General features: G+C 66.9%; 26 protein-coding genes and 1 tRNA gene. 11 read left to right on the forward strand and 16 right to left on the reverse strand.

Annotation, left to right across the window (positions count from 1 at the left end):
• The first annotated feature begins 202 nt into the window (after window positions 1-202).
• Genes ACXPWS_RS25715 through ACXPWS_RS25725 form a run of 3 tightly spaced genes read left to right on the forward strand, consistent with a single transcriptional unit; the run spans window position 203 to window position 3,461 of the window.
• Complete coding sequence (locus tag ACXPWS_RS25715; protein WP_458709354.1) at window positions 203-415, forward strand: heavy-metal-associated domain-containing protein; 213 nt, start codon at window positions 203-205, stop codon at window positions 413-415.
• On the forward strand, window positions 412-1,371 hold the full coding sequence (locus ACXPWS_RS25720; protein ID WP_458709355.1) for a heavy-metal-associated domain-containing protein: 960 nt from the start codon (window positions 412-414) through the stop codon (window positions 1,369-1,371). Before ACXPWS_RS25715 ends, ACXPWS_RS25720 begins: the two co-directional genes overlap by 4 nt.
• A gap of 26 nt (window positions 1,372-1,397) precedes the next feature.
• On the forward strand, window positions 1,398-3,461 hold the full coding sequence (locus ACXPWS_RS25725) for a heavy metal translocating P-type ATPase (RefSeq protein ID WP_458709356.1): 2,064 nt from the start codon (window positions 1,398-1,400) through the stop codon (window positions 3,459-3,461).
• Here the strand turns inward: ACXPWS_RS25725 and ACXPWS_RS25730 are convergent.
• Window positions 3,451-3,759 (reverse strand): winged helix-turn-helix domain-containing protein, encoded by a 309-nt coding sequence (locus tag ACXPWS_RS25730; RefSeq protein WP_458709357.1) that lies wholly within the window; start codon window positions 3,757-3,759, stop codon window positions 3,451-3,453. The genes ACXPWS_RS25725 and ACXPWS_RS25730 overlap by 11 nt on opposite strands.
• A gap of 387 nt (window positions 3,760-4,146) precedes the next feature.
• Between ACXPWS_RS25730 and ripB the strand changes: the two genes are divergently transcribed.
• Window positions 4,147-4,827, forward strand: a complete 681-nt coding sequence (gene ripB, locus ACXPWS_RS25735; RefSeq protein WP_458713694.1) for an NlpC/P60 family peptidoglycan endopeptidase RipB — start codon at window positions 4,147-4,149, stop codon at window positions 4,825-4,827.
• Between the two features lie 19 nt (window positions 4,828-4,846).
• Here ripB and ACXPWS_RS25740 read toward each other — a convergent pair whose 3' ends face one another.
• Both ACXPWS_RS25740 and ACXPWS_RS25745 read right to left on the reverse strand, forming a co-directional pair.
• Window positions 4,847-5,791, reverse strand: coding sequence for a M56 family metallopeptidase (locus ACXPWS_RS25740; protein ID WP_458709358.1), 945 nt, complete (start codon window positions 5,789-5,791; stop codon window positions 4,847-4,849).
• Window positions 5,788-6,177, reverse strand: a complete 390-nt coding sequence (locus tag ACXPWS_RS25745; protein ID WP_458709359.1) for a BlaI/MecI/CopY family transcriptional regulator — start codon at window positions 6,175-6,177, stop codon at window positions 5,788-5,790. Before ACXPWS_RS25745 ends, ACXPWS_RS25740 begins: the two co-directional genes overlap by 4 nt.
• Before the next feature lie 342 nt (window positions 6,178-6,519).
• On the opposite strand from ACXPWS_RS25745, the gene ACXPWS_RS25750 reads away from it, so the two are divergent.
• On the forward strand, window positions 6,520-7,269 hold the full coding sequence (locus tag ACXPWS_RS25750; RefSeq protein WP_458709360.1) for a response regulator: 750 nt from the start codon (window positions 6,520-6,522) through the stop codon (window positions 7,267-7,269).
• Window positions 7,266-8,417 (forward strand): sensor histidine kinase, encoded by a 1,152-nt coding sequence (locus tag ACXPWS_RS25755; protein ID WP_458709361.1) that lies wholly within the window; start codon window positions 7,266-7,268, stop codon window positions 8,415-8,417. The genes ACXPWS_RS25750 and ACXPWS_RS25755 overlap by 4 nt, the downstream gene beginning before the upstream one ends.
• Window positions 8,418-8,431: 14 nt before the next feature.
• On the opposite strand, the gene ACXPWS_RS25760 is transcribed toward ACXPWS_RS25755, so the two are convergent.
• Together ACXPWS_RS25760 and ACXPWS_RS25765 are read right to left on the reverse strand one after the other, a co-directional pair.
• On the reverse strand, window positions 8,432-9,067 hold the full coding sequence (locus ACXPWS_RS25760; RefSeq protein ID WP_458709362.1) for a DUF305 domain-containing protein: 636 nt from the start codon (window positions 9,065-9,067) through the stop codon (window positions 8,432-8,434).
• Between the two features lie 178 nt (window positions 9,068-9,245).
• Window positions 9,246-9,328: transfer RNA gene (locus ACXPWS_RS25765), tRNA-Tyr, on the reverse strand.
• A 108-nt stretch (window positions 9,329-9,436) separates the two neighbouring features.
• On the opposite strand from ACXPWS_RS25765, the gene ACXPWS_RS25770 reads away from it, so the two are divergent.
• Window positions 9,437-9,928, forward strand: a complete 492-nt coding sequence (locus ACXPWS_RS25770; protein WP_458709363.1) for a YajQ family cyclic di-GMP-binding protein — start codon at window positions 9,437-9,439, stop codon at window positions 9,926-9,928.
• 71 nt (window positions 9,929-9,999) lie between these two features.
• On the opposite strand, the gene ACXPWS_RS25775 is transcribed toward ACXPWS_RS25770, so the two are convergent.
• From ACXPWS_RS25775 to ACXPWS_RS25790, 4 genes are all read right to left on the reverse strand, one after another.
• Window positions 10,000-10,428, reverse strand: coding sequence for a hypothetical protein (locus ACXPWS_RS25775; RefSeq protein WP_458709364.1), 429 nt, complete (start codon window positions 10,426-10,428; stop codon window positions 10,000-10,002).
• Window positions 10,429-10,752: 324 nt separating this feature from the next.
• Window positions 10,753-11,148, reverse strand: coding sequence for a hypothetical protein (locus ACXPWS_RS25780; RefSeq protein ID WP_458709365.1), 396 nt, complete (start codon window positions 11,146-11,148; stop codon window positions 10,753-10,755).
• 199 nt (window positions 11,149-11,347) lie between these two features.
• Window positions 11,348-11,815 (reverse strand): hypothetical protein, encoded by a 468-nt coding sequence (locus ACXPWS_RS25785; protein ID WP_458709366.1) that lies wholly within the window; start codon window positions 11,813-11,815, stop codon window positions 11,348-11,350.
• 46 nt (window positions 11,816-11,861) lie between these two features.
• Window positions 11,862-13,577, reverse strand: coding sequence for an alpha/beta hydrolase (locus tag ACXPWS_RS25790; RefSeq protein WP_458713695.1), 1,716 nt, complete (start codon window positions 13,575-13,577; stop codon window positions 11,862-11,864).
• A gap of 229 nt (window positions 13,578-13,806) precedes the next feature.
• On the opposite strand from ACXPWS_RS25790, the gene ACXPWS_RS25795 reads away from it, so the two are divergent.
• On the forward strand, window positions 13,807-14,829 hold the full coding sequence (locus ACXPWS_RS25795) for an NAD(P)H-dependent glycerol-3-phosphate dehydrogenase (RefSeq protein WP_458709367.1): 1,023 nt from the start codon (window positions 13,807-13,809) through the stop codon (window positions 14,827-14,829).
• Between the two features lie 46 nt (window positions 14,830-14,875).
• Here the strand turns inward: ACXPWS_RS25795 and ACXPWS_RS25800 are convergent, their stop codons facing one another.
• The 4 genes from ACXPWS_RS25800 to ACXPWS_RS25815 all read right to left on the reverse strand — a co-directional run bounded on the left by ACXPWS_RS25800 (window position 14,876) and on the right by ACXPWS_RS25815 (window position 18,092).
• A complete protein-coding gene (locus tag ACXPWS_RS25800; protein ID WP_458709368.1) occupies window positions 14,876-15,427 on the reverse strand; it encodes a hypothetical protein in 552 nt (183 codons plus the stop codon).
• Between the two features lie 18 nt (window positions 15,428-15,445).
• Complete coding sequence (locus ACXPWS_RS25805; RefSeq protein ID WP_458709369.1) at window positions 15,446-15,745, reverse strand: hypothetical protein; 300 nt, start codon at window positions 15,743-15,745, stop codon at window positions 15,446-15,448.
• Between the two features lie 110 nt (window positions 15,746-15,855).
• Entirely contained in the window at window positions 15,856-17,313 is a 1,458-nt protein-coding gene (locus ACXPWS_RS25810; RefSeq protein WP_458709370.1) for a sensor histidine kinase, read from the reverse strand.
• Window positions 17,310-18,092 carry a response regulator transcription factor gene (locus ACXPWS_RS25815; protein WP_458709371.1) on the reverse strand — a complete coding sequence of 261 codons (783 nt, stop codon included), beginning with the start codon at window positions 18,090-18,092 and terminating at the stop codon, window positions 17,310-17,312. The genes ACXPWS_RS25810 and ACXPWS_RS25815 overlap by 4 nt, the downstream gene beginning before the upstream one ends.
• Before the next feature lie 348 nt (window positions 18,093-18,440).
• Here ACXPWS_RS25815 and ACXPWS_RS25820 point away from each other — a divergent pair, with 348 nt between their 5' ends.
• Both ACXPWS_RS25820 and ACXPWS_RS25825 read left to right on the forward strand, forming a co-directional pair.
• Window positions 18,441-20,582, forward strand: a complete 2,142-nt coding sequence (locus tag ACXPWS_RS25820) for a SulP family inorganic anion transporter (protein ID WP_458709372.1) — start codon at window positions 18,441-18,443, stop codon at window positions 20,580-20,582.
• Between the two features lie 102 nt (window positions 20,583-20,684).
• Window positions 20,685-21,545 (forward strand): type IV toxin-antitoxin system AbiEi family antitoxin domain-containing protein, encoded by an 861-nt coding sequence (locus ACXPWS_RS25825; protein ID WP_458709373.1) that lies wholly within the window; start codon window positions 20,685-20,687, stop codon window positions 21,543-21,545.
• Between the two features lie 34 nt (window positions 21,546-21,579).
• On the opposite strand, the gene htpX is transcribed toward ACXPWS_RS25825, so the two are convergent.
• Window positions 21,580-22,452: a zinc metalloprotease HtpX gene (gene htpX, locus ACXPWS_RS25830; RefSeq protein WP_458709374.1), complete on the reverse strand. Its 873-nt coding sequence runs from the start codon at window positions 22,450-22,452 to the stop codon at window positions 21,580-21,582.
• 69 nt (window positions 22,453-22,521) lie between these two features.
• A complete protein-coding gene (grcC1, locus tag ACXPWS_RS25835) occupies window positions 22,522-23,529 on the reverse strand; it encodes a nonaprenyl/(2E,6E)-farnesyl/geranylgeranyl diphosphat synthase (RefSeq protein ID WP_458709375.1) in 1,008 nt (335 codons plus the stop codon).
• A gap of 20 nt (window positions 23,530-23,549) precedes the next feature.
• On the opposite strand from grcC1, the gene menJ reads away from it, so the two are divergent.
• Window positions 23,550-24,770, forward strand: a complete 1,221-nt coding sequence (menJ, locus tag ACXPWS_RS25840; RefSeq protein ID WP_458709376.1) for a menaquinone reductase — start codon at window positions 23,550-23,552, stop codon at window positions 24,768-24,770.
• Between the two features lie 3 nt (window positions 24,771-24,773).
• Here the strand turns inward: menJ and ppnP are convergent, their stop codons facing one another.
• Complete coding sequence (gene ppnP / locus ACXPWS_RS25845; protein WP_458709377.1) at window positions 24,774-25,055, reverse strand: pyrimidine/purine nucleoside phosphorylase; 282 nt, start codon at window positions 25,053-25,055, stop codon at window positions 24,774-24,776.
• Between the last annotated feature and the right edge of the window lie 4 nt (window positions 25,056-25,059).

Here is a 25,059-nt window from a genome sequence, read left to right on the forward strand (position 1 = left end):
TCGGACGTCCGGCCCATCGGGCAAACGTGCGATGACGGAGCCGACGGCACCCGGGTCCGTTCGCGCACCGATCTACGTATTTACTACGTAGACTGTGACCCATCGCTCCGCAATTCAGGTCCGACGCGCTTTACGCATACCCCATAGGGGTATATGGTGATATGGAACGTACCCCCACGGGGTATCGAGAACGGAGGCCAGGATGGGCACCAGCGAGTACCAGATCACCGGAATGTCGTGCGGCCACTGCGAAGCATCGGTCAGGACCGAGGTGGGCCGGATCGCGAATGTGCAGAGCGTCGAAGTCAGCGCCAAGACCGGCAAGCTGAGCGTTTCGGCCCGCGACTCCATCGATGACGCGGATGTCTTGGCAGCGGTCGGTGCAGCTGGATATCTCGCGGTGCGGGTGTCATGAACGCCGCGGGACGGCTGGTCGCCTTCGCTTCCGGACTGGCGATCACTTTCGCGGGTGGGTACGCCGCGGCGACGCTGTCGGGCCCGGAAGCGACGGTCCCGTCGGGGCAGAATGCCGCGTCGCCCTCCGACGGCGACCACAGCGCAATGGGAAGCCACGCGCCCGACGGTGCCGCCGCCCCGGGATTGTCACTGGCAGAACGCGGATATACGTTGAATCCAATCCAGGCTCCGCGCACCGTCGGCGACCTTGGTGCGCTGACCTTCTCCATTCTCGACCCTGCGGGCAACCCCGTCGTCGACTACGTGCCCGTGCACGAAAAACAACTGCACCTCATCCTGGTTCGCTCCGATGGCAGCAACTTCGCCCACGTGCACCCCGTGTTGGACAGGGGCACGGGCACTTGGTCGATACCGTGGAGATGGAGCGCGGCAGGAAGTTATCGCGCATTCGCCGACTTTGTGCCCGCCGGCCCGGGCAGTACGCAACTGACGCTCACCCGCACCATCGACGTGGCCGGCCCATTCACCCCGGAGCATCCATCGACCACGCGCATGAGCGACCAGGTCGGCGGGTACACCGTGCGATTGGACGGCACCCTGATCGCGGGCAGCCAGAGTCGCCTCACGGCCTCGATAAGCCGTGATGGCCAGGCGGTGACCACACTGCAGCCATACCTGGGGGCGTTCGGCCACCTCGTCGCCTTGCGCGACGGTGACATGGCTTACCTGCATGTCCACCCGGAGGGCGCGCAACCACAACAAGGCGACATCGGCGGCCCTGCGGTCTCGTTCGCAGCCACCGCCCCCACCGCGGGGCGCTATCTGCTCTACCTCGACTTCCGGATCGACGGCGCGGTGCACACCGCCACCTTTGTCGTTGACGCCGCGCGCGACTCGAGCGGCGTCCCAGCGGTTCCGCCGACCCCCGGTGAAGGACATTCCGGCGGTCACTGATACCAGCCGCACGAGAAGGAGCCATGATGACCCATCCGCACGGCGGTCACCACGCCGTCGAGACAAACCACGACGAACATGCCGGACACGGCGGTCACGGCGGTCACGGCGGCGACCACGTCGCGCAGTTCCGAAAGCTGTTCTGGATCAACCTGATCATCGCGATTCCCGTGGTGGGCTTTTCGGCGATGTTCGCGATGCTGATCGGGTATCAAGTACCGGACTTCCCCGGCTCCCGCTGGGTCGCCCCCGTCCTCGGTACACTCATGTACGTCGTGGGCGGACGTCCCTTCCTCACCGGAGCGATCACCGAAATCCGGTCTCGCGCACCGGGAATGATGCTCCTGATCGGGCTGGCGATCACGGTCGCTTTCCTGGCGTCCTGGGGTGCCACCTTGGGCCTGCTGCACCACGAACTGGAATTCTGGTGGGAACTGGCGCTGCTTATCGCCATCATGTTGCTCGGGCACTGGATCGAGATGCGTTCCCTGGCCCAGACGACCTCCGCCCTCGACTCGCTGGCTGCTCTGCTACCCGACGAAGCAGAGAAGATCGACGGCGACCGCACGGTCACCGTGGCCGTTTCCGAGCTGCGCGTGGGTGACGTCGTCGTGGTCCGGCCCGGAGCCAGCGTCCCCGCCGACGGCATGATCGTCGACGGCCGGGCGGACATGGACGAGTCGATGGTGACCGGTGAATCACGGCCGGTATCGCGGGAAACCGGTGACAATGTGACCGCGGGTACGGTCGCGACCGATTCCGGCTTGCGGGTCCGGGTAGCGGCGACCGGCGACGACACCACCCTGGCCGGTATTCAGCGGCTGGTCACCGAGGCCCAGAACTCCTCATCCCGGGCCCAACGCCTCGCCGACCGCGCGGCGGGCTGGCTGTTCTGGTTCGCCCTGGCCGCAGCCGCTGTCACCGCCGCGGTGTGGACGGCTGCCGGGCATCCCGATGCCGCGGTCGTGCGGGCCATCACCGTGCTGGTGATCGCGTGCCCACACGCCTTGGGTTTGGCCATTCCGCTCGTGGTTTCGATCGCAACCGAGCGGGCGGCACGCGGCGGTGTGCTGATCAAGGATCGACTCGCGCTGGAGAGTATGCGCACGGTGGGCACCGTGCTGTTCGACAAGACCGGCACCCTGACCAAGGGCGAACCCACCGTCACCGCGGTCGAGCCCATCGGTGACCTCGACGGCGATGCGGTACTCGCGGCTGCCGCGGCGGCCGAATCGGACAGTGAACATCCGCTGGCGCGCGCCATCGTGCGCGCCACACAGGATCGTGGACTGAAACTGTCTCGCCCAAGCGGTTTTACGTCCTCGCCCGCCGTTGGTGTGACCGCGACCGTGGACGGCCACGAAGTGCGGGTGGGAGGCCCTCGGCTGCTCGCGGAGGTCGGAGCCGACGAAGTCGGTGCTGCCGCGGCGTGGCGTGCCGAGGGAGCGATCATCCTGCACGTCGTGCGCGACGGGGTTGTCATCGGCGGTATCCGGCTGGCCGACGAGGTTCGGCCCGAATCGCGCCAAACGGTCGAGGCCTTGCACAAGCTCGGCATCGAGGTCGTGATGATCACCGGTGACGCTGAGGCTGTCGCTCACACGGTCGGGACGGAGCTCGGGATCGACCGCGTATTCGCCGGTGTGCGACCGGAAGACAAGGCGGCGAAGCTATCCGGCTTGCAGCACGAGGGCAAGAAGGTGGCCATGGTGGGCGACGGCGTGAACGACGCCCCGGCATTGGCGCAGGCCGACGTCGGCATCGCCATCGGCGCCGGGACCGATGTCGCGATCGCATCGGCCGGGGTCATCCTGGCAAGCTCGGATCCGCGGTCGGTGCTGTCGGTGATCGAACTGTCCCGTGCCGGCTACCGGAAGATGAAGCAGAACCTGTGGTGGGGCGCCGGCTACAACCTGCTCTCGGTACCGCTGGCCGCCGGCGTCCTGGCGCCGGTCGGATTCGTGTTGCCCATGTCGGTCGGAGCGATCCTGATGTCGTTGTCCACGGTGGTGGTCGCGCTCAACGCACAGTTGCTTCGCCGCATCGACCTGAGCCCGGAGGCCAGTACCCGCGCGATCCTCAACCACTAGCGTTCAGGCGGAATCCGACGCCTCGCACGTTCAACAGGATGTGCGGACGGTCGGTACGGTCACCGAGGCGCCTGCGGAGGTGACCGATGTGCACATCGAGGATGTTGGAGCTACCCCGCCACGCCGGACCCCATACCGCTGCGACGATCTCGGCACGGGTCGAGACGGTTCCGGGGTCGCGCGCCAGTACGGACAAGATGTCGAATTGCGTTCGGCTCAGCACGATGCGGTCGCGGTCGCGCCGCACCTCGCGACGTTTCACGTCGATGCTCAGGGTCTGGACCTTGTCACGTGTCACCTCGCCGACGAACAAAACGGTCGGACCTACCTCTGAGGAGTGCGCGCGCATGATCAAATACTGACTTACTACGTAGGTGTTGAGCAGCCACGGCCGGCACTGACACCGCTTCGACGGGAAAACGTGACCGAACCGCGACCAACGATTGCCATCGGACTGAATAGTTAAGGCGCACTGCGAATTACAACGTCGGAATTTGTGAGTGATGTTACAGATGGGGAGATTGTGCGGTAGCGTGACGGATACATACGGCATTACTACGTACTTGGTTTGACCGTAGATAGATATCCGGCCGACTAGGAGACCCACGACGTGTTGACTCGTGCACTGGGCGTGAGAGCGCCGGTCGCCCACGTTCGAAGCGGTACGCGTGGCGTCCGCCGCGCCGTGCTGGGTTTCGTCGGCGCTACGCTGACCACCCTGCTGATCGCCACCGGTCCCGCTCACGCGCAGCCGAATACCGGCCCGTGGGACCCCTTGTTGCCCGGTGTTCTCAGTGCCGGTGCGCCCGGGGATCCCTTGGCGATCGCGAATGCGTCGCTGCAAGCGAGCGCCAAGGCGGCGCAGACCACGGTGGATCTGGGCCGGAAGTTCCTCGGCAGTCTGGGAATTCTGGCACCGACGGCCGATCCGGCGCCGACCTTGAGCGGCAATCGGGTCTACGGCCGTCAAGCGATCGAATACGTGATCCGCCGGGCGGGCTCACAGATGGGCGTTCCGTATTCCTGGGGCGGCGGCAGTTTGACGGGACCGAGTCGGGGAATCGACTCGGGCGCCGGCACAGTCGGTTTCGACTGCTCCGGCCTGGTCCGCTATGCCTTTGCCGGCGTCGGCATCCTGCTGCCGCGCTACTCCGGTGATCAATACGATGCCGGCCGCAAGATCCCACCGTCCCAGGCCAAACGCGGTGACTTGCTGTTCTGGGGGCCCGGCGGAGGGCAACACGAGGCCATTTACCTCGGTGGCGGTCAAATGCTGGAAGCCCAACAGACCGGAGTGCCGGTCAAGATCTCACCGGTGCGTACCGGCGGCATGACTCCGAACGTCACGCGGATCATCGAGTATTGACTCGTGGGGCCCCGGAACGCTACCCGGTGCACATCCACAATCCGGACAGCACAAGGCCGGTCACGGTTGCCGGTCCGGCCACGATGAGGACGCAGGCACCGGCAAGCACGGCCTTGGTTCCCCACCGCGCACGCTGGGTGGCGGGCGCCGCCAAGCGTCGTGCACGATGCAACGCCGCGACGTCAGCGGCACCAAGCGCGTGCGCCGGAGCGGCGCCGACCAGCGCCAGTAGCCCGTCCAGGAGGGCGCGCTCACCGTACCGGCGCACCGCGGTATCGTCGGCGCACATCTCCAGCAGGCGGCCCACTTCGCGTGCGCCACGAGATATCAGCTCGACCCGTGGCATGACGGCTGCCAGGCCGCGCAGCACGGTGACGATGAGCAGGTGATGTCCCGTCAGATGCGCGCGCTCATGCGCGATCACCGCGCCGAGTTCGCGCTCGCCGAGGGCGGCCACCGCGGAGCTGGTCACCACGATCGTCGACGGCCGGCCCGACACACAGTAGGCGGCGCGTTCGGCGGCGTCGACGACGTAGATATCGTGCCCAGCCATCCTGCGGCCCACCATCCTGATCGCCGCACCGTGATCGCGAGCGTGTCGGCTGAGCCGCATGATCACGCGGGCCAGCCGCACCACGAAGATCACCGCCACCACCGACAGCGCCAGCACCGCGGCCGCGACCGCAAGCTGTGGCACCAGGCCGGCAGCGCCGGATGCAACGTCACAGAGGAACTCCAGGCAGGACGCCACGAACGAAGTCGGCTGCCCCCAATGGGCGATGACATCCATGGTGACGAACACGGCGATGGCGATCCACGTGCTCACCGCGCTCGCAATTGCGGTGAGCCAGACCACCACTGCGGCCCGCGGGGCGTGGCCGCTGCGGGTCAGCCGGGTCAGCAGCGCCGGCCCCGCGAACACCAAGGCAATGTTGTAGGCGACAAACCCGGCCAGCGCGCTCACCGCTTCCGGGCTTTCGCGGTTCTGCGACTGAGGCGGCGCAACGCCTCGCGCAAGCTCTCGGATTCGGCCGGATCGATCTGCTCGATGAAGTAGCTCAAGACCAGTTCGGATCGGCCCCCATCAACCAGCGCCTCGCGCATCAGTCGGGCGGTGTGCTCCTCACGGGTCATGACGGCCCAGTAGCGGTAGGCGCGACCGTCGCGTTCGCGCTCCAACCACCCCTTGGTGTGCAGATTGTCCATCGTCGACATCACCGTGGTGTAGGCGATCTGCCGCTCGCCGGAGAGTTCTTCGAAGATGTCACGCACCGTCACGGTGTCGGGATCACGGTTCCAGACCCGATCCATCACCACGGCTTCCAGATCCCCGAAACCCCGCACGCCCACTGCTGACACCCTTCATCTGTTCCCCGGAGCCTACCGCCCCGGCCCGGCCCTCCCGCGGATCGACGCGTGCCGCTGACCACAACGCGGTCACGCCAAGGCGCCGACTCTCGAACCGTCGCGCCACAACTACTGACCAATGTAGTAGATCGCTCACTCAGCTCGGCCGCGTCACGAAAATGGAAGTACCCGAGGCGAAAAGATGAACACGTTCCGACTACGTACGCCAGCACTACGTATACGTACAGGCCGATCGACGCGGCGCCGGATCGAGGCGATCATGAAGATCCGGACAAAATCAGCTCGCCGTGGCGTGCCGCTGCACAGAAGCGGCACGATACATCCATGAACACTGCAATATCGGCGGGTCCTGGCCCGGTGTTTCGCGCGCTGGTCGTCGATGACGAGGTGGGCCTGGCTGAGGTGGTGGGCAGTTACCTGGAGCGTGAGCACTTCAACGTGACGGTATGTCATACCGGTACCGACGCCGTCGTATTGGCTCGTGAAGTCGATCCCGACGTGGTGGTACTCGACCTGGGCCTACCGGGTATCGACGGCGTGGAGGTGTGCCGGCAGCTGCGTTTGTTCTCCGACGCCTACGTGGTGATGCTCACGGCCCGAGACGCCGAGATCGACACCATCGTGGGCCTGTCCGTGGGCGCCGACGACTATGTCACCAAACCCTTCAATCCACGGGAGCTGGTGGCGCGTATCCGGGCGATGCTGCGCCGTCCCCGCACCGTGTCGGCGCTCGCCGAGCTGCCCCGCCCCGCGCCGCCGGAGACCGCTCCCCCGCGGGTGTTCGGGCCACTGTCCATCGATGTCGACCGCCGGGACGTGACGCTGCACGATGCGCCGATCCCGTTGACCCGCACCCAGTTCGACATCTTGGCCACGCTGTCCGCACGGCCCGGCGTGGTGTTCTCCCGCACCCAGATACTGCAGGCGGTCTGGGGTGATTCGTGGATGGGCAACGATCACCTCGTCGACGTCCACATAGGTCAACTTCGCCGCAAGCTCGGCGACGACGCAGTCAATTCCCGTTTCGTCCAGACGATACGGGGCGTCGGATACCGCATGGGCGCGGGCGCATGACTTCCGCGACGCCGCTGCAGCGCAGCGCTTTCGGTTGGCGGCGACCGACGTTCGGCCTGGGCGCGCGATTGCTGGGCACCCAGGCGCTGGTGTTGCTGACCGGTGGGCTGACGACGTTGGTCGTCGCCGCGATGGTCGGTCCGCCGCTGTTCCGCGAACATCTGCGCCGGGCCGGTGTCAGCCACGGATCCGACGAGCAGTTCCATGCCGAACAGGCCTACCGCTACGCCACCGCGCTCTCGACCGCGGTCGCGGTCGCGGTGGCTGCCCTCACCGCGCTGGTGGTGAGCGCCTACTTCAGCCGCCGACTGCAACGTTCGGTGTCCGAGGTGTCGGCGGCGGCCAGCGCCTTGGCCGCGGGGCACTACGACATTCGGGTTGCACCGGCGGGCCTGGGAAGAGACTTCGATGATCTGGCCGCCGCCTTCAATCGGATGGCGCAGCGACTGGGCAGCGTGGAGCTCACACGACAACGGATGTTCAGCGATCTGGCCCACGAAATCCGCACGCCGGTCGCAGTTTTGGAGGTCTATCTACAGGCCGTCGAAGACGGGGTACGGATGATGGACGCCGAGACGATGTCCATGCTGCGCGGCCAGGCGCATCGCCTCGTGCGATTCTCACAAGACTTCGCGGCGTTGGCGCGCGCAGAGGAGGCGGGCACGTCGCTCGCCTTGCAGGACAGCGCTCCGGGCCTGATGGTGCGAAATGCGCTCGCGGCGGCCACGGCCGGCTATGCCGCCAAATCCGTTACCCTGACCAGCCACGTTCCGGCCGAACTGCCCGAGGTTCGCTGGGATCCGCAACGAATTGGTCAGGTGCTGCAGAATCTGTTGGACAACGCCCTGCGGCATACGTCGGCCGGCGGCCAGGTGGACGTTCGGGTCGCCGCCGACCCGCAGAACCTCACGATCACGGTGTCCGACGACGGCGATGGCATTCCGGCCGAACACCTCCCTTACATTTTCGAACGGTTCTATCGTGTCGACGCCGCCCGGGACCGGCAGCACGGTGGCGCCGGGATCGGCCTCGCCATCTCCAGAGCATTCGCCGAGGCGCACCAAGGAGACCTCACGGCAGCCAGCGCCGGCCCCGGACACGGCGCGACGTTGACCTTGGTCGTGCCGATCACCGGTCCGGCCACCTGACTGCCGACTGTCCGCTACAACGTCCCCAGGATCGACTTCATCGTCGCGATTTCGCCCTGCTGGCTGGTCTTGATGTTGTTGGCCAGGGTCACCGCATCCGGGAACTGGCCGGTCTGAATCTCGTTCTCGGCCATCCTGATCGCTCCTTCGTGATGCGCGATCATCTGCGTCAAGAACAACTTGCTCGCCGCGACACCCTGAGCATTCTGCAGCGCCGCCATATCCTGCTCCGACATCATGCCCTCGCCCCCGTGCATGCCGGGCATGTCCATACCTGGCATCCCCATGCCCGGCATGGACGATGAGGGCGCCATGCTCGGGATGCCCCATTGGGACAGCCAGCCCTTCATCTGATCGATCTCGGGCCCCTGCGCCGCCTTGATCCGGGTGGCCAGATCCGTCACCTTCGGGTCGATGCCCTGCTTGCCCAGGATCATGTCGCTCATCTCGATCGCCTGCTGGTGATGCGGAATCATCATCTGCGCGAACATCACGTCGGCGTGGTTGTGCGCGGCGGCCGAGGGCGTCGCCGACGCCGAGGTGGATGGCGCGGCCGATGACGGCCCTGCCGCGGGCGTGGTGTTGCTACATGCGGCGAGTGTGACTGCCGCCGCCACCGCGGCCGCGCCGGCCAGCACAGTTCTTTTCACGAGGCTTCCTTTCGGGGTCGACCACGGCGCGCGCTCGGTGCGAGCGTCGTCACCGCACTCACCTCAGCCTGACCGGGGCCGGTATGGGCACGCTCAGCGTTGGCTCAAGATTCGGTAAAGATGACCGTCGCCCCCACAAACACATCAGGCCCCCTCCGAAGAGGGGGCCTGATCAGTGTGGCAGGTACAGGATTCGAACCTGTGTAGGCGTTAGCCGACGGATTTACAGTCCGCTCCCATTGGCCGCTCGGGCAACCTGCCGGGTGTCGCACCGCCGGACTCCGGTTTGGTGCGAAGAGAAGGTTACAACGAGGATGTACCTAAGACGAAAACGGCCCACCCAGAGAGCACACCGAGAGGGAGGATCCAATGGCGGATTCCAGCTTTGACATCGTCAGCAAGTTCGATCGCCAGGAGGTCGACAACGCGCTCAACCAGGCAGCCAAGGAGCTGGCGACCCGTTTCGACTTCCGCGGCACCGACACCACCATCGAGTGGAAAGGTGAGGAAGCTATCGAAATCGTCAGCTCCACCGAGGAGCGCGTGAAGGCCGCCATCGACGTGTTCATCGAGAAACTGGTCCGCCGTGACATCTCGATGAAGGCGTTCGAGGCCGGTGAGCCGCAGCCCTCAGGCAAGACCTACAAGGTGACGGGCACCCTCAAGCAGGGCATCAGCAGCGAGCAGGCCAAGAAGATCACCAAGATCATCCGCGACGAGGGCCCCAAGGGCGTCAAGGCGCAGATCCAGGGCGAAGAGGTCCGGGTCAGCTCGAAGAAGCGCGATGACCTCCAGGCCGTCATCTCCCTGCTCAAGGGTTCCGACTTGGACGTGGCGCTGCAGTTCGTCAACTACCGCTGACGTTCACCAACGCAAAGAGCCCGGAGACTCGCAGGTCTCCGGGCTCTTTGCTTGGTCGGTGAGTCAGCGACTCAGGACCCGTCGCCGCCGTTGAGGACCGCCTTGAAGAGCTGTCCGGGCGCCTTCGCGAGGCTGTCGGCCAACGTCTGCGGCGCGGTGATGAGGTTGGTGGCGAGCTGGCCCGGCGCGGCCAGCAAGCCGCCGGCGAGCTGGCCCGGCGCGGCGGGCAGACCACAGGGCGGCGTCACGTTTCCGACGGACGGGCAGCCCTGGCTGAGGAAGAGCTGGCCGGGTGCCACCGCGAGGTTGTCGGCGAGTTGCTGCGGCGCGACCACGAGGTTGGAGGCGGTCACTACGGGTGCCTGGGCCACGTTGGTCACGATCGTGCACGGAATAGACGTGAACGACGGTGAACAGGACGCCTGCGCGGGCGCCGCGAACGCGAAGCCGCCAACGCTGGCGGCGCCGATCATGCCGGCGAGGATGAGGGTGCTCTTCACTGCTACTCCTAGGTCTGGCGACGTGCCGCAAACGCGCGCAAATGATGCGCACAGCCTAGCGCAACTATGGAGAACATGTGAGTTACTTTTGATCGCTGGACCACCAAAACGAACAGCCGCTTCTGACACGCTGAGCTGTTGTTTCTCCAGCAAACGTGACGGTGGTGCAAGTTTGCCAGGTCAGCCCGGCAAAGAACTTGCACAGTCAAATACATCGCCGCTGAAACTGCTTGTGAAATCAAGTAGATGGGACCGCGCACACGCGCAGTGCAAAGAGCCCGGAGACACTGGGTGTCTCCGGGCTCCGAGCTCTGGTGCGGACGCTTACTGCGATTCGGGATCGACGCCGCCGTTCTTGATGGCGCGGACGAACTGACCGGGTGCCGCCGCCAACCCGCCGGCGAGCTGGGCCGGCGCCCCTGCCAGATTGCCCGCCAACTGACCGGGTGCGGCGGCAAGACTGTTGGCAAGCGTCTGCGGCGTGGCTACCAGACTCTTCCCGAGTTCCTCAGGTGCCTGCGCCAGGCGCACGCCCGTGACGAGCGGCGCCACCGCGAGATTGCCGGCGATCTGCCCGGGCGCCTGCGCGACGTTGGTGACGATGGTGCACGGGATCGACGTGAACGAGGGCGAACACGATGCCGACGCGGGCGCCGCGAAGGCGAAGCCGCCGGCGGAGGCGGCTCCGATCAGACCGGCAACGATCAGGGTGCTCTTCACTGTCTCTCCTCGATAAGATCGGAATGTATTTGCAGACTCAAAAGGATTGCGATCAGCCTAACGCCTTCCCCCGAAATTTGTCGGCCGCTCGGGCTACCCATCATGTCCATCGATCGAACTACCCCACGCGCGCGCCAAAAGGCGGCTACTGCGAGCCGCACGCGTCGGTTCGGACCAACGGCCCGGCAAGGGGCTCCGGTCAGCTGTCCTTCAACAGCTCATCGGTGATCGGGCGGCCCACCGTCGCACCGTCGTTGCGGTGATCGGTGGTGTCCCGGCACTCGCCGAACACCGTGTACGCGACCCGGCCGGCCACGTGCGCCCGGCCCATCACCACCATCAGCCCGTCCTTGTTGATGACGGTGCCGTACGGCTTCTTGCCCGGCGGCGGTCCGTCGGTCCAACCGGCGGCCACCATCGCATCGGCGACCCGGCGCGCATACGCGTCGGGCGTGACGCCGGCGGGCAGTACCGAACTCATCTCCACCTTGCCGCGATAGGGCGGATCCCCCTGGTCGTTGCACGACTCGAACGAGAAGCCACCCGAAACACCCTGCAGCCCAGCCACTTTCCTCAACTGCCTGCCGACGGCGACCACCTGCTCGGTGGACTGCTCAGCCGTCAGCTGATTGGCAGGCCGATCGGGGTCGCGTGCTCCGTTATCCACCCCACACCCTCCTAGCATCAACGCCGCGGCGATGGTCGCCGCCACCCTATTTGTATTCATGAGCTGTGGTCACCGAACTTCCTGAACGGTCTGCTTCTGGGTCGATGAAGGCCGGCGAACCGGGGACGTCGGAATCGATGTGAGGCAGCGGAACATCGATTCCGAACGGCAGGTCGACGTGATCGGGTGTGGTGATGTGGGGTTGGCGGCGCCCGTCGGCCAGCAGCCCGTCGCCCGCCAGCCGGTCGGCATTGCCGCTGGCAATATCGGTCATGGCACGCAGCGACTCACTCCCCATGTCGTAGTAGTGCGAATGATCGTGCACACTCAAGCCGCCGTGGCCGGCGACCTCCGCGTGGAACCGCACCGAGCCGAACTCGTCACCGGCCGGATCCGCTCCCAGGCCGGCCTGCAATCCGACCGGATAGCCGAGCTGCTGATTGAGCACGTTGGCCGGGATGGCGCCGGGGGTGCCGATCCAGCTGACCGGGTCGGTGGACGCCGACCCGACGTACAGCTTGCCGCCGTCGAGATGGAAGTCGGCCGCACTCTTGGCCAGATCCGTTCCGGGACAACCGATCAGCACAGCGTCGTTGGCGTGCATGCCGCTGCCGGCGAAGGCGTCGGCCACCGTGGTCGATCCGTAGGAATGCCCGATGACCGTGACATGCGAGGCGCCTTCGTGGGTGGCCGAGAGGCCGTTGACGTCCGCGGCCAGCAGCGCTCCGCCCGAGCGGGCCAGATCCGGATTGGCGATGCGGGTATCGGTGAAACTGTCCGGCGCGTCGTAGCCCATCCACATCAGGACGGCCGTGGGATCGTCCGGGTCCGCGAGCGCGGACTGGTCGTAGAGCTTGATGGCGTCATCGTGGCCGTCGGCCAACCAACCGTCGCGCACACTGCTGCCGGTGCCCGGGACGATCACCGCGGTGTTGCGGGATTTGTCCGGGTTGCCGATCGCAATGGCGGCGCGACCCTGCCCGTGATCGGCCAGCGGTTGATACGCCCACAACAGCACCGGCCGCGGGTTCTGTGGATCCGCGCCGCGCTGGTGGGTCAGCCCCTCGCTGGTGCGCCGCGCGTTGTAGAAGCGCGTCGCGTCATCCGGTGTCAGACCGTATTTGGCCGGGTCCTTGATGACCTCGTCCTCGGAGACGCCATGGTGGGCGGCGGCGTCACGCACCCTGTTGAGGTCCTCGGTCATCACAGCCTGATTGACCTTGTCGCGGATGTCGGCGGGGATCCCGTTGAGGTTGCCCAGCGCGGCCGGGTGCTCGGCGACATATTTGTCCCGTTGCTCCGGGGACAGCGAATCCCACCACTTCTTCACCTCCTCGGGTGCCGTGCCGGCAGCCGGTATCTGCGGCGGTGGCGCGCCGGGCGGCCGCTGCGGCGCGCCACCGCCGACCGCCGCCCGCACCGCGTCCGAGGTCTCCCGGTCGATCTCGTCGAACAGCGCCAACAGCTTCTGGACGATCGCGGTCCACGCCACCGCCAGCCCGGCGAACACCGGCGGCAGGAACGCCGGCGCGGTGCAGGTCCCGTCGTCGGACACCTGCCAGCCCAGCGCCCGCAGGCCGGACACGATCGCCAACAACCCGGTCCGGGTCGAGGACAGCCGGCCACCGCCCCGCCGCAACGCCGCCTGGCAGGCCAGCGTGCGGCCCCGTAGCTCCTGCAACGCGGCGACGTGCTGTTCGGCGCGCGCCACCGCGGCGTCGGCGGCCGCTCCCGACCACGACGCGCGCAGCTGGGCGATCATCTGGTGCTCGCCGGCGATGGCGGAATCGAGTCCGGCGATCTGACCGCCGAGCTGCTCGGCGGCAGTCAGCAGAGCCTCCGGGTGCGACGCCGCCACCAGCGAAACCGAAGCCAACGAAACCACGCCACACCCCCCACCGACCCATTCGATCGTCGCACAGCCCGGGAGGGTTTCCGCGCAACAATCGAATCGGCCACCAACGCGGCGACGGCCGACCTAACCTGGCCGCATGGCAGCGCAACGCGAACCGAATGTCGTGGTCCTGGGTGGCGGATCGTGGGGCACCACGGTGGCGTCGATCTGCGCGCGGCGCGGCCCGACCCTGCAGTGGGTGCGATCCGAGGAGACCGCCAAGGACATCAACGACAACCACCGCAACTCGCGCTACCTCGGTGACGAGGTCGAACTGCCCGAGGGGCTGAAGGCCACCAACGATTTCTCCGAGGCGGCCAACAGCGCCGACGTGATCGTCATGGGTGTGCCCTCGCACGGGTTTCGCGGCGTCCTGGTGGAACTGGCCCGCGAGCTGCGGCCGTGGGTGCCGGTGGTGTCGCTGGTCAAGGGCCTGGAGCAGGGCACCAACATGCGGATGAGCCAGATCGTCGACGAGGTGCTGCCCGGGCATCCGGCCGGCATCCTGGCCGGGCCGAACATCGCCCGCGAGGTCGCCGAAGGCTATGCCGCAGCGGCCGTGCTGGCCATGCCGGACCAGCACCTCGCCGCCAATTTGGGAAAACTGTTCCGCACCAGACGTTTCCGCACGTACACCACCGACGACGTGGTCGGTGTCGAGATGGCCGGCGCGCTGAAGAACGTCTATGCCATCGCGGTGGGCATGGGCTATTCGCTGGGTATCGGCGAGAACACCCGGGCCATGGTGATGGCCCGGGCCGTGGCCGAGATGTCAAAACTCGGGGTGGCCATGGGTGGGCATCGCGACACCTTCGCCGGGCTGGCCGGGATGGGGGACCTGATCGTGACGTGTACCAGCCAGCGCAGCCGCAACCGCCACGTCGGGGAGCAACTCGGCCAGGGCAAGACCGTCGAGGAGATCATCTCCTCGATGAATCAGGTGGCCGAGGGCGTGAAGGCGGCGTCGGTGATCATGGAGTTCGCCAAGGAATGGGGCATCGCGATGCCGATCGCACGGGAGGTCGACGGGGTGATCAACCACGGCGCCACCGTCAAGGACGCCTACAACGGGCTGATGGTCGAGAAGCCCGGCCATGAGGTGTACGGCTCGGGCTTCTGATCGACTGCCGAAAGGCGTTGACCACTCCCCTTTTCCAGGGGCCGAATCAGTTGAAGAACGGGTTGCGCGCGGTGCCCTCGGGACGGTCCACCAGCGGATTGGTCTGGTTGATGATGAAACTGCCCGCCGGGCTGAGCACGAACCCGGATTGGTCGAACGAGTTCTGACACGTGGTCATCACACCGTCGGTACCGCAGGTGACGTTCTTGTAGCTGATCTTGGTGTTCGGCAGCAGCGGGTTGACATGGCCGACAAGCGATCCGTAGATCGACGCGCGGCTCATGACGAATGCGGGCGGTCCGACCTGTCCACCGGTGACGGCATTGGCCTCCACCGGCGGGGCCGGGAGCTGCCCGCCGCAGCCGTAGTCACCGGTGGTGCGCATCATGATGCAGGTGAGCCCGCCGGGGACGACGAAGGCGTACATCGACCCGTCCATCTGCATGAACTCCGAGGGTTTGGCCAACTCGTAGCCGCCGATGTTGGGCGGTGGAGGCGGGGCGGGCGCCGGTGCCGGCTCGGCCGTGGCCATGCCGGGCATACCGATCACCGCGGCGCCCGCGGCGCTCACCAGCGCGATCAGCATCTTGCTCAGCATGGCCACACCCTAACCCGGTCACCTCGCGCAGGCCAGATCGACGTAAACCGTCGTATATCGCACGACTTCCTGCGTATTGCCGCGCGGCATCGCCTTCAGCTCGGTGATATCGCGTCCGGGACGGACCCCACTGACGCTGCACTGGTCGATCGAGCCGGCCCCGACCTTGGTGGTGATGACGCGGTATCCCTCGGCCTCCAACTGGCTGATGGTCTGCTGCGCGGTCGAAGGTCCGGCCGGGGCGGCGCCGGCCGGGGCGGCCAGCGCCAGACCCGCGGCGGCCAGTCCGACGGGAATGAGTGCCAGTGATTTGATCATGTGCGTAATTACCTTTCCGGATCTTTTGAATACCCTTCCAGGCTATGGCCTTTTTGCACTCATGGCCATCAATGCATATCAAATGCAAACAATGGCGATTCAGGCCGAATTCATATCAATTGCCGCGCCGGCACCAGCGGCAGCGTGATCGTGAAAACTGTTTCCTCAGAGGAGGACTGCACAGTCACCGATCCCTTATGGGCCTCCACGATGGACGCGACAATGGCCAACCCGAGCCCTGTGCTACCCAATTCCCGGGACCGGGATTTGTCGGCGCGAACGAATCGGCCGAACAGGTTCGGCAACAATTCCTCATCAATTCCCGGGCCATTGTCGATGACGGTCAGCAGGGCACTTCCGCCCTCGGTACGCAGCCCGATCGTCACCGTGACGCCCGGCGGGGTGTGCATCCGGGCATTGGTCAGCAGGTTGCCCAGCACCTGGTGCAGCCGCGCCCGGTCCCCGCGCACCCAGACCGGAACCTGGGGCAGGTTCGTCACCCAGTCGTGCGAGGGCGCCGACACCGCGATGTCGTTCACCGCATCGACGACAAGGTCGCCCAGATCGACATCGTCGGTTTCCAGGTCTTGCCCTTCGCCGAGCCGGGTCAGCAGCAGCAGGTCCCCCACCAGCCCCGTCATCCGCCGGGCCTCTGCTTCGATCCGGGCCAGGGCGTACTCGGTGGTCGGCGGCAGCATCGCACTGTCCTGGCGGGTCAGCTCGGCGTAGCCCTGTATCGCGGCCAGCGGAGTGCGCAGTTCATGGCTGGCGTCCATCAGGAACTGCCGGGTGCGCCGGTCGGACGCGGCCAGTTCGGCCAGCGCACTGTCCACGTTGGCCAACAGCTGGTTCAGCGCCTCACCCACCACGCCGACCTCGCTGTCGGGATCGGTGTAGCGCTCCTGCACCCGGACATGGATCCGCGGATCGTCGGCGTCCAGGCGCAGGGTGGCCACCTTGGCCGCGGTGGACGCCACCCGACGCAACGGCCGCAGCGCGTACCGGACCACCAGCACGGTGCTCAGCGCCGTGACCATCAGTGCGATCACGATGATCACCGCCAGGGTCACCGTTTTACGGGCGATCACCTGATTGGCGCTGTCCAGCGACACCCCGCACAACAACACGTCGCCGTCGCTGGACACCTCGCTGGCCAGCCGGTAGGCACCCAGCTCCGGCAGCTTGACCGTCCGCGGCCCCGGCGCGGACCAGTCCAGGTTGTCGAGTGCGTCGACCACTGCGCGCGGCGCCGGCCGCGGTTCCCCATCGGAGAAGATGGCCGACTGCACCACCTCCCCGTCCTGCACCACGGCGATCAGATTGCCCGGCGCCTGACCGACGAACGCCGACAACGCATCGGCATCGATCACATGCTCTTTGAGCTGGAACTTGTGAAACGAATGACTGAAGGCGGCCATCGAGCGGGACAGCTCGGTGTCGCCCATCGTGCCCACGTACGTGCGCAGGCTGTAGACCGACAGCACGCCGACGGCGAGCAGCACGACGGTCACGACAGCTGTCACACCGAGCACCAATTGCCGGCGCAGCGACCGGGGCCACCAAATCACGCCGAATCGTTCGACGGCCGCAGCATGTAGCCCACCCCGCGCACGGTCTGGATCATCGCGGGCCGATCCGTGTCGACCTTCTTGCGCAGGTAGGAGATGTAGAGGTCGACGATGCTGGACTTGCCGCCGAACCCGTAGTTCCACACCCGGTCCAGGATCTCGGCGCGGCTGATCGCGCGGCCCGGATTGCGCATCAGATAGCGCAGCAGTTCGAATTCCGTGCCGGTGAGGGCGATCGGCGCGCCGGCCCGGGTGACGTCGCGGCTGGCGCCGTCGAGTTTCAGGTCGCCGACGGTCAGCACCTCGTCGGCCGGTGGGGTGGTGTGGCTGGACCGGCGCAGCAGTCCGCGCAACCTGGCCACCAGTTCCTCCAGGCTGAACGGCTTGGTCATGTAGTCGTCGGCGCCTGCGGTCAGCCCGGACACCCGGTCCAGCACCGAATCCCTCGCGGTGAGGAACAGTGTCGGGGTGTACCCCTGCGCTTCCCGGACCCGCGACAGGATCTGCATCCCGTCGATGTCGGGCAGCATGATGTCGAGCACCACCACATCGGGTTCGATCTCGTCGAACTTGGCCACCCCGTCATGGCCGTTGTGCGCGACGTCGACCACCCAACCCTCGTAGTGCAAAGCCATCTTGACCAGGTTGGTCAGGGCCGGTTCGTCATCCACCAGCAACACCCGGATGGGTGATCCGTCGACGCGGTGGATCTTGGGCAGCTGGCCGAGAATCGCCTGGCGGGGTTGGTGGGTACGAGGAGGTAGCGACATCGTGGCCATACACCCATTCTGCGGACCATGCAGCGGCCTGTCACTAAGTTCATAGCGAGTTCTTAGACGTTACAACGCTATGACCCACATCACCTTTCACGTAGGCAAGTGACACGCACCGAAACAATCTGCGGTACATCACTTTTCACAGCACAATGAAAGACAGCACACAGTCAAAGATTTGGGTTCGGTATGCAAGCCGGGATCTTCCTTGACCGCATGTCATCACGATAAATACGCTCGCTCATAGCAATTGCCCCGCAGATCGTCGTAACTGCTTGCACTGCACCTTATTTCGATTCCAACGACGACAAAGACGTCGTTAGTACCCTCAATCCCTCGATGGGAGCTTTTCACATGCGGCAAACAATTCTGCGATATGACCTACCGGCGTCACTGGTGGTGTTCCTGGTGGCGCTGCCCCTGTCTCTCGGTATCGCCGTGGCCTCCGGGGCACCGGTGCTGGCCGGCCTCATCGCCGCCGCCGTCGGCGGCATCCTCGCCGGCGCGATCGGCGGTTCGCCGCTACAGGTCAGCGGGCCGGCCGCCGGTCTCACCGTCATCGTGGCCGGCCTGGTGGCCGAGTTCGGCTGGAAGGTCACCTGCGCCATCACCGTGTGCGCCGGCATCCTGCAGGTGCTGTTCGGGCTCAGCCGCGTCGCCCGCGCGGCCCTGGCGATCTCGCCGGTGGTCGTGCACGCGATGCTCGCGGGCATCGGTATCACCATCGCCCTGCAACAGGTGCACGTCCTGCTGGGCGGTAGCTCGCACAGCTCGGCCTGGGCCAACGTCACCGAATTGCCCGGTCAGCTGGTATCGGCACACGGCCCGGGACTGTTCCTCGGCGCGCTGGTCATCGCCATCCTGGTGGGCTGGCGGTGGGTGCCGGCCCGGATCCGCAAGGTGCCCGGCCCGCTGGTCGCCATCGTCGGCGTGACGGCGCTGAGCGTCATCGCCTCCTTCGACGTGCCCAGAGTCGCGCTCGACGGTTCCCTGCTGGACGCGTTCGCGCTGCCGAGCCTGCCCGAGGGCAACTGGGGTGCGTTCGCCACCGGCGTGCTGACCGTCGCCCTGATCGCCAGCGTCGAGAGCCTGCTGTCGGCGGTGTCGGTGGACCGGATGCACACCGGCCCCCGCACGAACTTCGATCGCGAGCTGATCGGGCAGGGTGCGGCCAACATCGCCTCCGGCGCCGTCGGCGGCCTGCCGGTCACCGGCGTCATCGTGCGCAGCTCCACCAACGTCGCCGCCGGCGCGAAGACGCGGGCCTCGGCGATCCTGCACGGCGTCTGGATCCTGGTGTTCGCGGTGCCGTTCGCCGGGCTGGCACAACTCATCCCGTCGGCCGCGCTGGCTGGTCTGCTGATCGTCATCGGCATCCAGCTCGTAAAGATCGCGCACATCGAAACAGCCCGTCGCACAGGCGATCTGGCAGTGTATGTGACCACCTTGCTGTGCGTCGTGTTCCTCAACCTGCTGGAGGGCGTGCTGATCGGCCTGGCACTCGCCGTCGCGCTCACCGTGTGGCGCGTGGTGCGCGTCAAGATCGCCACCGCGGAGGTCTCGGACAACCAGTGGCGGGTGGATGTCGAAGGGTCCTGCACGTTCCTGTCGCTGCCCAAGCTCACCAGCGCGCTGGCCGCCGTTCCTGACGGCGCGCACGTGACGGTCGAGTTGTCGGTCGACTTCATGGACCACGCCGCGCATGAGGCCATCGAGGCGTGGCGCCGCCAGCACGAGACGACCGGGGGCAGCGTCCACATCCACGACGTCGGCGCGGTCGAGATGGGCAGCGCCGTGGACGGCCCGCCCGAGCGGGGATTCACCCCGTTCGACAAGCGGTCCGGGGTGGCGCCGTGGAGTTCGTGGCAGCACCAGCACGTGCCGTCGATGCTGCACGGCCTGGCCAACTATCACCGCAGGACGGCCCCGGTGCTCCGGCCGCACCTCAAAGAGCTCGCCGACGGGCAGCAACCCGAGACGCTGTTTCTCACCTGCGCCGACTCCCGGGTGGTGCCCAACATCATCACCAGCAGCGGTCCGGGTGACCTGTTCACCGTCCGCAACGTGGGCAACATGATCCCGGCCGGCCAGACCGACGCCTCGGTCGAGGCGGCCATCGCCTTCGCGGTCGACCAACTCGGGGTGTCCTCCGTCGTGGTGTGCGGTCACTCCAGCTGCGGTGCGATGAAGGCGCTGCTGGACGGCGCCCCCGACGACGCGCACCTCAAATCGTGGCTGGCGCACGGCGGCCCGACGCTGGAAGCATTCAACGGCGGTAGCCATCCGGTGGCACGGTCGGCCGCCGCGGCGGGTTTCAGCACCGTGGACCAGCTGTCGATGGTGAACATTGCCGTGCAGGTGCAGACCCTGACGCAGCATCCGCTGGTGGCGGGACGTCCCGGCATGGAGGTGATCGGGTTGTTCTACGACATCGCCAGCGCCGATGTCCTGCGGGTCACCCCGACCTTCGTCGAGACCCTGGTCGGCGCGGCCTGACCCCTTTGTGATTTCGGCGCGCTTACCCGCGGTGACCGCGGGTAAGCGCGCCGAAATCGCTGGGAAGGGAACCCTGGCCGCTCGGGCGGCGTCAGAACCGATGTGCTCGACGATCTTCTCCGAAGACATGACGGCGTCATCACGCTCGAGCAGGCGCGCGCCGCCGGACTCAGCGCGGACAGCGTCCAGCGGCTCGTAGCCTCGGGCCACTGGCGCCGTTGCAGCCGCGGTGTCTACTTTGTCGACGATCGGCCCTTCACCGACGCCGCCCGTATCCGCGCCGCGGTCTGGGGGTACGGACCCAGGGCGTCCGCCAGTGGGCTCTCCGCCGCGTGGTGGCACGGATTGACGCGGTTCGCCCCGAGCACGATCGAGGTCACGGCGCCCAGAGCCAGCCACGGCAGGCGTCGTGCGGGTTGCCGGGTCCGCCGGCGCGATCTGGACCCCCGCGATCTCGTGTCATGTCGCGGACTCTGCGTGACGGCGTTGCCCTTGACCGTCGTGGAAGCCGCGGCCCGACGCGGTGGCGGCCCCGCGATCATGGACGCCGCACTCCAGGGAGATTCACAGATGCGTGAACTCTGGCAGGCGCACCTACGCAACAAGGGCCGTTACGGTTCGCCGACGGCCAGGCGATTGTTGATCGCCGCGGACGACGGCGCCCGCTCCCAGGCCGAACGTCTGCTGGTCAAAGCACTCCGGCTGGCCGAGATCACCGGTTGGCGGACGAACTACCCGGCCGGGCCTTATCTGATCGATATCGCGTTCCCGCGTCGCCGGGTGGCCATCGAAGTGGACGGGTGGGCCTTCCACAGTGATCCGGAGACGTTTCGCAGCGACCGGCGCCGGCAGAACTACCTGGTGCTCAACAACTGGCAGGTGCTGCGATTCACCTGGCTGGACGTCAGCGAGTATCCCGAACGCACCATAGCGTCCATCCGCACAGCGATTTCGGCGCGCTGACCCGCGGCCAGCGCGGGTCAGCCGCCGAAATCACTCAGAGCCGGCGGCCGGCCATATTCTCCAGGCGGCGGATGCGATCCTCCATCGGCGGGTGGGTGGAGAACAGCTTGCCGATCTTCTCCCCCGCCCGGAACGGATTGGCGATCATCAGGTGGGCCTGGTCGGCCAATTGCGGTTCGGGCGGCAGCGGCGCGGCCTGCACGCCGTAGGCGATCTTGCGCAGCGCGCTCGCCAATCCCAGCGGATCACCGGTCAGTTCCGCCCCGGATTGATCGGCCTGGTACTCGCGCGAACGTGACACGGCCAGCTTCACCACCGTCGCGGCGATCGGCCCGAGTAGTGAAACCAGAAGCAGCGCAAAGGGATTCGACCCTCCTTCGCGATTGCCGCCGAACATGCCCGCGAACATCGCGATATTGGCCAGCGCGGTGATGACCGAGGCCAGCGCACCGGCCACACAGGAGATCAGGATGTCGCGGTTGTACACGTGCGACAGTTCGTGCCCCAGCACGGCCCGCAGTTCACGCTCGTCGAGAATGCGCAGGATGCCGGTGGTGCAGCAGACCGCGGCGTTGCGCGGGTTGCGGCCGGTGGCGAAGGCATTCGGGGCGTCGGTGTCGCTGATGTACAGCCGGGGCATCGGCTGGCGTGCCGTGGTGGCGAGCTCGCGGACGATCCGGTACATCGCCGGTGCCTGCATCTCGGTGACGGGCTGCGCGTGCATGGCCCGCAGCGCCATCTTGTCGCTGTTGAAGTAGACGTAGGCGTTCATGCCGACCGCGAACAGCACCGACAGCCACAGGATGGACGGGTTGCCGAACAGCGACCCGATGAAAACGATCAGCGCGGACATGCCGACCAGCAACACGAACGTCTTCATCCGGTTGGCATGTGGATGCCAGGTCATCTGCTTCCCTTCCTACGAAAGTTCTCGCCCCATGTAACGCCGAGCAACCCCCGTAGGTTCCTGCACTCGCTAGCCGTGCCGGTTGACGGTGTAATCCACCAGTGTCGCCAGCGCGGCCCTCCCCGGCCCCTGCGGCAACTGGTCCAACTCGGCACGCGCCTGCCGGGCGTAATCGGCCACCACTTCCTTGGCCCGCGCCATCCCGGGCGACCTGCGCAGCAGCTCGAGCGCCTCGGCCACCTCGGCGTCGTTTTCGACCGGACCCTTCAGCAGCACCCGCAGCCGGTCGCCGTCGGCACCCGGCTCCCGCAGGGCGAACAACACCGGCAGCGTGTGCACGCCCTCGCGCAGGTCGGTGCCGGGCAGCTTGCCCGACTCGTCGGGGTCGCTGTCGATATCGATGATGTCGTCGGAGATCTGGAAGGCGGTGCCGACGATGCCCCCGAGTCGGGCCAGCCGCTCGATCTGCTCCTGCCCGGCGCCGGAGAAGGTGGCCCCGAACCGTCCGGAGGCCACGATCAGGCACGCGGTCTTCTCGTAGACCACCTTCAGGTAGTGCTCGACCTCGTCGGCGCCGGTCACCGCGCCCCGGGTCTCGCGCATCTGGCCGGTCACCAACTGGGCGAACGTGTCGGCGATCACCCGCACCGCGTCCGGACCCAGCCGCGACACCAGCCGCGACGCGGTGGCGAACAGGTAGTCGCCGGCCAGGATCGCGATGTTGTTGCCCCAGCGGGCGTTGGCGCTGTCGGCACCGCGGCGCACCTGGGCCTCATCCATCACATCGTCGTGATACAGCGTCGCCAGGTGCACCAGCTCGATCACCGCGCCGGCGATCGCGACATCGGCGTGATCGGGCTGGGGCCCCAGGGATGCCGACAGCACCGTGAACAGCGGCCGGAAACGCTTGCCACCGGCCTGGAACAGGTGCTGCACCGCCTCGGCCATCAACTCATCGGCTTTGCCCAGCTCAACCGACATCAGATCCTCGACCCGGGCTACCCCCTCGCGCACCCGTGCGGCAAACTCCGGATCCCCGAAGTCGACCCCCGCCACCACGCTCGCCGGTGTCCTCATTCGTCCAACATACTGGGGGCATGCTGAGTCAGGCAGATGTGGTGGTCGTCGGTGCCGGACCCGCGGGTTCGTCGGCCGCGGCCTGGGCGGCGCGCGCCGGCCGGGACGTGCTGGTGATCGACTCGGCGCAGTTCCCCCGCGACAAGGCATGCGGCGACGGGCTGACTCCCCGGGCGGTGGCCGAGCTGGAACGCCTCGGCCTGGGCACCTGGCTGGACGGCCGGATCCGCCACCACGGTCTGCGGATGTCCGGATTCGGCTCCGATGTCGAGATCCGCTGGCCGGGCCCGTCGTTCCCGTCGACCAGCAGCGCCGTGCCGCGCACCGAACTCGACGACCGGATCCGGATGGTGGCCTCCGACGACGGCGCGAAGATGATGTTGGGCGCCAAGGCCGTTGCCGTCCAGCATGGTTCGGATGGCCGGGTATCGACATTGACCCTCGACGACGGCACCGAGATCGGCGTGGGCACGCTGATCGTCGCCGACGGCGCCCGTTCGACGCTGGGCCGGGCGCTCGGCCGCACCTGGCACCAGGACACCGTCTATGCGGTGGCGATCCGCGGATACATCGCGACCCCGCGGGCGGACGAACCCTGGCTCACCTCACACCTCGAATTGCGCTCCCCCGAAGGCGAAGTCCTGCCCGGATACGGCTGGATCTTCCCGCTGGGCAACGGCGAGGTGAACATCGGGGTGGGCGCGCTGGCCACCGCCAAGCGCCCCGCCGACGTCCGGCTGCCGCGGCTGATGTCCTATTACGCCGGGCTGCGCCGCGAAGAATGGGGATTCACCGGCGAGCCGCGGGCCGGGTTGTCCGCGTTACTTCCGATGGGTGGAGCGGTAACCGGTGTGGCCGGGCCGAATTGGATGTTGATCGGCGACGCCGCGGCCTGTGTCAACCCGCTGAACGGGGAGGGCATCGACTACGGCCTGGAAACCGGCCGGCTGGCCGCCGAACTGGTGGGCGCCGGCGACCTCACCGACGCCTGGCCGGCGGTGCTCACCGAGCACTACGCGCGCGGATTCTCGGTGGCCCGGCGGCTGGCACTGCTGCTCACCTATCCACGGTTCCTGCCGGCCACCGGGCCGCTGGCCATGCGATCGGAGTTCCTGATGACGGCCGCGGTGCGGATGATGGGCAACCTGGTCACCGACGAGGATGCGGACTGGACGGCCCGGGCGTGGCGCGCGGCGGGACTGGCCTCACGCCGGCTGGATCAGCGCAAGCCGTTCAGCTGAACCTCAGCGGTACTCACACACGTAAGCGGTCTCGACCTCGGTGCGCACGCCGAACTTGCTGTCCGCGGGCACGCTGAATTGTGTTCCGGCAGCGAAGGTTTCCCAGTCGTCCCGGCCGGGAAGCTTCACCGTCAGCGCACCGGAGACGACTCGCATGATCTCGCGCGCCGACGTGCCGAATTCGTATTCGCCGACCGCCATCACGCCGACGGTCGCGGGTCCGTCCGGCGTCGTGAACGCGATCGACGCGACGTCACCGTCGAAATACTCATTGACCTTGAACAACGCG

This window comes from Mycobacterium sp. BMJ-28, assembly GCF_054404835.1.